The sequence below is a fragment of the Streptomyces sp. 378 genome (genome assembly GCF_030124145.1).
GTDB lineage: Bacteria > Actinomycetota > Actinomycetes > Streptomycetales > Streptomycetaceae > Streptomyces.
In genome coordinates this window covers 114,097-120,096 of the sequence record NZ_JASKMS010000027.1, presented here as the reverse complement: position 1 = coordinate 120,096, position 6,000 = coordinate 114,097, and the positions used below count along the sequence as shown (strand labels likewise).

4 protein-coding genes are annotated in these 6,000 nt (G+C 71.9%); 2 read left to right on the top strand and 2 right to left on the bottom strand.

All coding sequences use genetic code 11. The annotated features are described in order from the left end of the window. Positions 1-213: 213 nt before the first annotated feature. Both QNO09_RS29930 and QNO09_RS29925 read right to left on the bottom strand, forming a co-directional pair. On the bottom strand, positions 214-942 hold the full coding sequence (locus tag QNO09_RS29930; protein ID WP_283973379.1) for a prepilin peptidase: 729 nt from the start codon (positions 940-942) through the stop codon (positions 214-216). After that, a complete protein-coding gene (locus QNO09_RS29925) occupies positions 939-3,926 on the bottom strand; it encodes an AfsR/SARP family transcriptional regulator (RefSeq protein ID WP_283973378.1) in 2,988 nt (995 codons plus the stop codon). Before QNO09_RS29925 ends, QNO09_RS29930 begins: the two co-directional genes overlap by 4 nt. A gap of 315 nt (positions 3,927-4,241) precedes the next feature. On the opposite strand from QNO09_RS29925, the gene QNO09_RS29920 reads away from it, so the two are divergent. Together QNO09_RS29920 and QNO09_RS29915 are read left to right on the top strand one after the other, a co-directional pair. Next, positions 4,242-4,886: a hypothetical protein gene (locus QNO09_RS29920; RefSeq protein ID WP_283973377.1), complete on the top strand. Its 645-nt coding sequence runs from the start codon at positions 4,242-4,244 to the stop codon at positions 4,884-4,886. Beyond that, positions 4,886-5,977 carry a hypothetical protein gene (locus QNO09_RS29915; protein ID WP_283973383.1) on the top strand — a complete coding sequence of 364 codons (1,092 nt, stop codon included), beginning with the start codon at positions 4,886-4,888 and terminating at the stop codon, positions 5,975-5,977. The genes QNO09_RS29920 and QNO09_RS29915 overlap by 1 nt, the downstream gene beginning before the upstream one ends. The last annotated feature ends 23 nt before the right edge of the window (positions 5,978-6,000 follow it).

Genomic DNA, 6,000 nt, shown 5'->3' with positions numbered 1-6,000 from the left:
AGGCACCAGCCGCTCAACGATCCCCACGGGCGATAGCCTACCGAGTCAGCCAAATGAGATGACTTCTTATCACGGCCGTCGCCCTGCTCGGCGCGATTCCTCGGTCTTCCTCGCCGCGTACGGGGTGTACGTCGCGTACGGCGTCCTCGGCGGCATCGCCGACTGATGACCGGCTGATCGCCGGCTGATCCCCACGAGCGCCGGGCGGCGTCGTCAGGCTGTGTACGCGCCCACGAGAAGGCCCAGGAACGCTCCCGCGATCAGGAACGGGCCGAACGGGATGGCTGTCTTGCGGGTGGCCCGCCGGGTGATCACCAGAGCCGCGCCGTACAGCGCGCCCAGGAGAAAACCGCCGAAGGTGCCCAGCATGACCGTCGGCCAGCCGTACCAGCCGAGGGCGGCGCCCGCGCCGAGGGCGAGTTTGACGTCGCCGAAGCCCATGCCCGCGGGGTTGATGAGGAACAGGACGAAGTAGCCGCCGCCCAGGGCGAGGGAGCCGAGCAGGGCGGTCGTCCAGACGCCCGCGTGTTCGGGGACGAGGGCGGTGAGGCCGAGCAGGGCGAGTGCGGCACCGGCGAAGGGCAGCGTGAGCGGGTCGGGCAGGCGCCGTACGCGGAAGTCGACGACCGTGAGCAGCACGCCGACCGGGGCGAGCAGCAGCCAGACCCCGAGCTCGGGCCGGGTGCCGGTCGCGGCGGCGAGAGCGGCGCAGACGAGGACGGTGGCGATCACCAGGGGGGTCGTACGGGGTCCGTATCCGCTCGCCGCGCACTCCGGGCACGCCGCCCGCCCCAGCCAGCCCCTGACGGTGTGCCCGTCGGGGCACTCCCGCCGCCACGCCTCCCCCGAGGGCGCCGAGAACCGGTAGGCCGCGCGCGGCAGCAGCGCCCCCGCCGCCGCGCCCCACAGCGCGGCGGCGACGACCAGCAGCCCGGTGCTCATCCCGCAGTGGCGATCGCGTCGCGCCAGGCCGGCAGCAGTTCGTCGAGCAGGGCCTCGGTGCGCGGCGGCAGCCCGCGGGCCCCGCTGCGGCCGATGAGGTCGGTGGCGAGGTCGGTCAGCCGGTCCGTGTCGCCCGTGGCGTGGGTGGCGCGCAGCAGCTCGTGCCACAGGCGCTCGTCGGCCGGGGCGGTGCGCAGGGCCGCGCCGAGCGCCTCGATGGCCTTCTCGGCGCGGTTCTTCTCCATGTGGAACTCGCACAGCGCGAGCCCGGTGTCCGCGACGAGCAGCGGCAGTTGGGCGTCGACGATCTCGTGGGTGAGCCACCGGTAGCGGCCCTCGGGCCGGTCGGCGAGCAGCGGCCCGCGCACCAGCACCAGCGCGTCCGTGAGCAGCCGCCCGCGCACGGCCCGGCTGCCGACGCCCCTGCCCTGCGTGGCCTCGTGGTAGAGCGACCGCAGCACGTCCAGGTCGGAGACGACCGTCTTGGCGAGCGTGAGCCGGCCGGAACGGTCGGTGCCGAGGCGGGGCGTGCCGTCGGGGTCGGTGCCGAGCCACTCGCGCAGCCGGTCCAGCAGCGCGTCGCGCACGTCGTCGGTGACACCGCGCGGCCACAGCGCGGAGGACAGTACGCGCGGGTGCACGCCCTCGCGGTGCAGGAGCAGCAGGGCGAGCGCCTCGTGCAGCAGCGCGCTGCGCTCCCCGTCCGGGTTGTCCAGGCCGATGATCTCGTACGGCCCGACGAGCCGGGCGTACACGGCCGGCCGGCCCTGCTCGCTGATGTCGACGAGGAACGGCGGGGTGGTCGCCGGCCTGTCGGTGTCGCGCTCCGGGTCGGCCTCGACGAACAGCTCGACCACGGCCCGCTGCTGGGCGGCCGGCAGCAACTGTGCGTCCAGTTCGAGGCCGAGGAGGGGCGCGAGCAGCTTGCCCTGGCCGGTGATCTCCATCTCCCAGGCGGCGCCCGGCAGATCACCGGTCTCGGTGCCGACGAGGTAGCCGATGCCGAGCCGGCTCGCGTCGGCGGCGAGTTCGGCGAGCTTGACGGCGTCCTCGGCGGACGGCTGGGCGGCGAGCAGGACGAGGTGCGGGGCCCAACGGGTGTGCTGGGCGGGCCCGGTGCGCCCGGTGAGGACGGAGTCGTGCCCGGCGGCGCCCAGCGCTCCGCGCCGCTGCCGCGTCTCGGCCTCCATGGTCTCGACGAGCGCCTCGATGTCCTCGAGGTGCCGGATCCGGTTGGGGGCGAGCGGGGTGAGGTCCTCCCCGAAGCCGACGAGCGTGATGGTCATGCGATCGGACCAGCCGTTGGTGGCCAACTCGGCGGCCACGGACGCGAAGACGGCGGCCCGGTCGGCCTCCCGGCCGCTCAGCGACACGATGCCGGGCACGGCCTCCAGGTTGAGCAGCAGCCGCGAGTCGTCCATGGTGCCGAGGCTGACCAGGCCCGGGTAGGGCGCGGCCGTGTCGACGTCCTCGTAGCGCTCGGCGTCGGTCCGGGCCAGCATCCAGAAGGTCTGGTCCTGCCCCTGCTGCCAGGGGGCGGGGGGCTTCCCGGCGGGCTGGGCGAGCTGGAGGTGCAGGTCGCCGTTGCTGAGCCAGGCCGCGTACACGACGGGCAGCGCCCGCGACTCCTCGGCGAGGGAGGCGGCGAGACCGCGCAGGGACCGGTCGAGCAGCCGCACGCCCTCGGGGTCGGCGCCGACGAGCAGCGCGTCCTGCACGTCCAGTGCGTCCCCGCTCGGCGTGGGCGGCTCCATGCCGCGTCGGCCGCCGACGGCCCCGAACGCCGACTGCCACAGCGCCTGCCGACGCCGCCGGCCCAGGGCGCCGAGGAGTCCGGCGGCGAGGAGGGGCGCGGTGAGGAGGGCTTCGGGAAGGCCGAAGGAACGGTCGGACTCGGCGCCGACGGCCGTCGCCCGCTGGTGCCCCGCGTCGTGGGCGGGCCGCTGCTGCTCGGGGACGGACACCTGGGCGGTGCCGCCTCCGCGCGCCTGGTCGCTTCCGCCCTGGGCACCGCCTCCGCCCTGGGCGTGATCCCCGGTCTGCGCGTAGTCGGAGATCTGCTGCTGGACGTCCGGCGACACGTTGGGCGCCTCGTCGGGCATCTCGACGAGCTCGCCGCCGCGGGCGTCGCCCGGCATCTCCATGATCCAGCCGGGCCGGATGAGACTGGCCTCGGACAGCTTGGACCCGTCCGGCTGCACGCGGTCCTTGTTGAGCTCGAAGATCTCCTTGTAGCGACGCCCGTCACCCAGGTGCCGTTGGGCTATCTCCCAGAGGGAGTCGTGGTGACGCCCCTCGGGCGGCTGGATCCGGTAGTACTTCGTGTCGCCCTGCCGGGCGGTGCTGCCACCGGCGTCGGCGTGGGCGGCGGCGTGCGAGGCCTGCTCGGCGAGGGCCGCGGCGGCACCGGAGGCCTGGTCCTGCTGCTGGGCGAAGAGCCCGGGGGTGGCCTGGGCGGCCGCGACGGTCGGCTTCTGGCCGGCGTCGTAGCCCTGCCCGAGCTGCGACAGCCCGGGCGTGAAGCTGGCGGCGGTGGCGCCGACGAGCAGCAGCGCGGCGACGAGTTGCCGCGCGAGCAGCTGACTCGGCCCGGCACCGGGCACCCGTCCCGGCACGCCGACACCCGACAGCGCGGCCTTCATCTCCACGAGCACACACGCCGTGAACTGCGCCCACGCCAGCCACACGAGGACGGTGAGGATGTTCAGGAAGGTGTGAACGGTGATCTCTTGCTGGAGCCAGTCGAAACTCGGCACCCCGCTCGGCAGCGGCCACCCGATCTGCGTGGCCAGCGCGCCCGGCACACCGACGAGCAGCACGGCCAGGGCGACGAAGGCGAAGAACGCCTTGACGAAGTCCCCGAACGACCTCCGCCGCATCCTCACCGGCTGCGGAGTCCGGTTCCGCGGAGCGGCCGTGGTTCCCGTCGTTCCCGTCGTACTTCCCGTCGAGCTTGACGAGCTTGAGGTGCGGCGTCGCGGCATGGCGGGTGTCCTGGGGTCGTGTGTGGAGTGAGGTGAGCCCGAGCTGTGAGGTAGGGGTGTGCTGAGCCTACAGAGATCTTATGGACTCTTATGGAGGGCGTCGAAGGGCGGACGGATGGAACTCCATTGACGTCCGGTTTGCCCTCTAGCAGCCTGGCGCCTGCTTCCAGGCCGCCGACCAAGATCTCCCCCCTTCGCAACTGCCACGCAGGCTCCTCACCTTCCCCACACACCCCTCAAGGTCATTGAAGGGGCACCACGAGCCGCTGATAGTTTCGTTCTCTGTTGCACACACCGAACTTCGGGGGAGAAGCCGTGGCCCGCCGCGCTCTGACCACCACCGCCGCGTTCGTCGCGACTGCGGCACTTCTGCTCACCGCGTGCGGTGGGGGCGACGACGGGTCGTCGGACGACATCAAGGGGGCGGGTGCGGGGGCGAGTCCGTCCGCTTCGGCCTCCACATCGACGCCGCCCGGCGTCAAGCGCCCCGAGATCACCCTTCCGAGCAGCTTCCGGTTGACCTTCGAGAACTGGACGAGCAGCGACCCGGACGAACAGGCTGTGCTCAACGACGGCAGGGAACAGCTCCGAGCCGGCTACGCGGCGATCATCGCGAACGAGCCCGACGGCGGTGAGGCCCTCGCCTTCTACGACACGAAGGCCGGCCTCTCCGCGGACCGTGAGTGGATCAAGTCCTACACGGACAAGAACGTCACCGTCATCGGCGAGCTTCCTGTCTTCGACCCCCAGGCCACCCTCTTCGCGCGGAAGACCAAGGCCCAGCTCAGATACTGCACGGACGAGAGCAAGGCGCAGACCAGGAACCGCGAGACGAGCGAGGTCGTGGGAACCGCCCCGGGGACCGACCCCCACGTGGCCTACGTCGTCACGATGCAGAAGAGCGAGCGGGGCGTGTGGCAGACCGTGTCCACCAACTCGGACAGGGGCGGCTGCTCCTGATGTACCGGCACAAGCGGGCTCTGGCCACCCTCGCCGCGACGACTCTGACGATCTCCCTCTCCGCCACGACGGCTCATGCCATCGGTGTGGGAAACGACAAGAAGCCGTCCAACGGGGACAACGCCACGGGACACGCGAGCAAGGACGGAACCCTCTCGGCGTCCGTCTCCACCATCCGGGTCAGCTATCCGAGCGGTGGTGACGGCGGCGGCAAGGAGGGGAACCTCGGCACCGTGGACCCGAATTGGGAGCCGCCTGCCTGCTGGTACGAACCGGCTTTCACCGCCGGGCAACTCAAGAAGTTCGTGGACACCGACGGCGGCGGCGATGTCGGAATCCACGAGTCCTGGTTCGGTGAAGGTCTGTGGACCGACCACTACCGGGACGGCAAGCCGGCGGACAACTTCGATCTGCACGCGGCGACGAACAGCTCCGCCGAGGGCTACGAGAACTACAACCTCGGCAAGGACGGCTACTTCTGGCGCGGCGTCGCCCCCGATCCCAACGACCCGAGATCCTGGGACTGCGGCCGCATCATGTTCTGGGTCGACGCGGGCGAGGTTCCGGACGACCCGAACGCGCCCACCCCGAAGACGCTCGCCGAGTACGCCTACAACAAGATCAGGGTCCCGGAGACCGAGGTCGAGCTGAAGCCGAAGGGCAAGTCCACGGTCAACCTGCCCACATGGGTCTGGCTGGACAAGGGCACCTTCAAGGACGTCAAGGTCCGCGCCGCACTGCCGAACACGGGCCTGTGGGCCGAGACGACGGCCAAGCCCGTCGCCCTCCACCTGGACCCGGGCACCGAGGACGCCGAGGTCTTCCCCGCCTCCGGCGACTGCGAGATCAGCGACGACGGCTCCCTCGGCACCCCGTACACCAAGGGCGCCGCCGACAAGACCCCGCCGTGCGGCATCCGCTACCTCCGTGCGACCGACGGCACCCCGTACCGGCTCTCGGCCGGCGTCACCTGGCAGATCACCTGGGAAGGCTCCGACGGCTCCGACGGCTCCGACGGCGGCCTGCCCGACGGCACGTTCGAGACCACCCAGGACATCAACGTCCAGGAAATCCAGTCGCTCAACCGCTGACGGCCCTTCCCCAGCCGCCCGGC

Coding starts and splice junctions, on each gene's coding strand:
- QNO09_RS29925 (WP_283973378.1), bottom strand. CDS start 3,926: ATGCCGCGACGCCGCACCTCAAGCTCGTCAAGCTCGACGGGAAGTACG.
- QNO09_RS29930 (WP_283973379.1), bottom strand. CDS start 942: ATGAGCACCGGGCTGCTGGTCGTCGCCGCCGCGCTGTGGGGCGCGGCG.
- QNO09_RS29915 (WP_283973383.1), top strand. CDS start 4,886: ATGTACCGGCACAAGCGGGCTCTGGCCACCCTCGCCGCGACGACTCTG.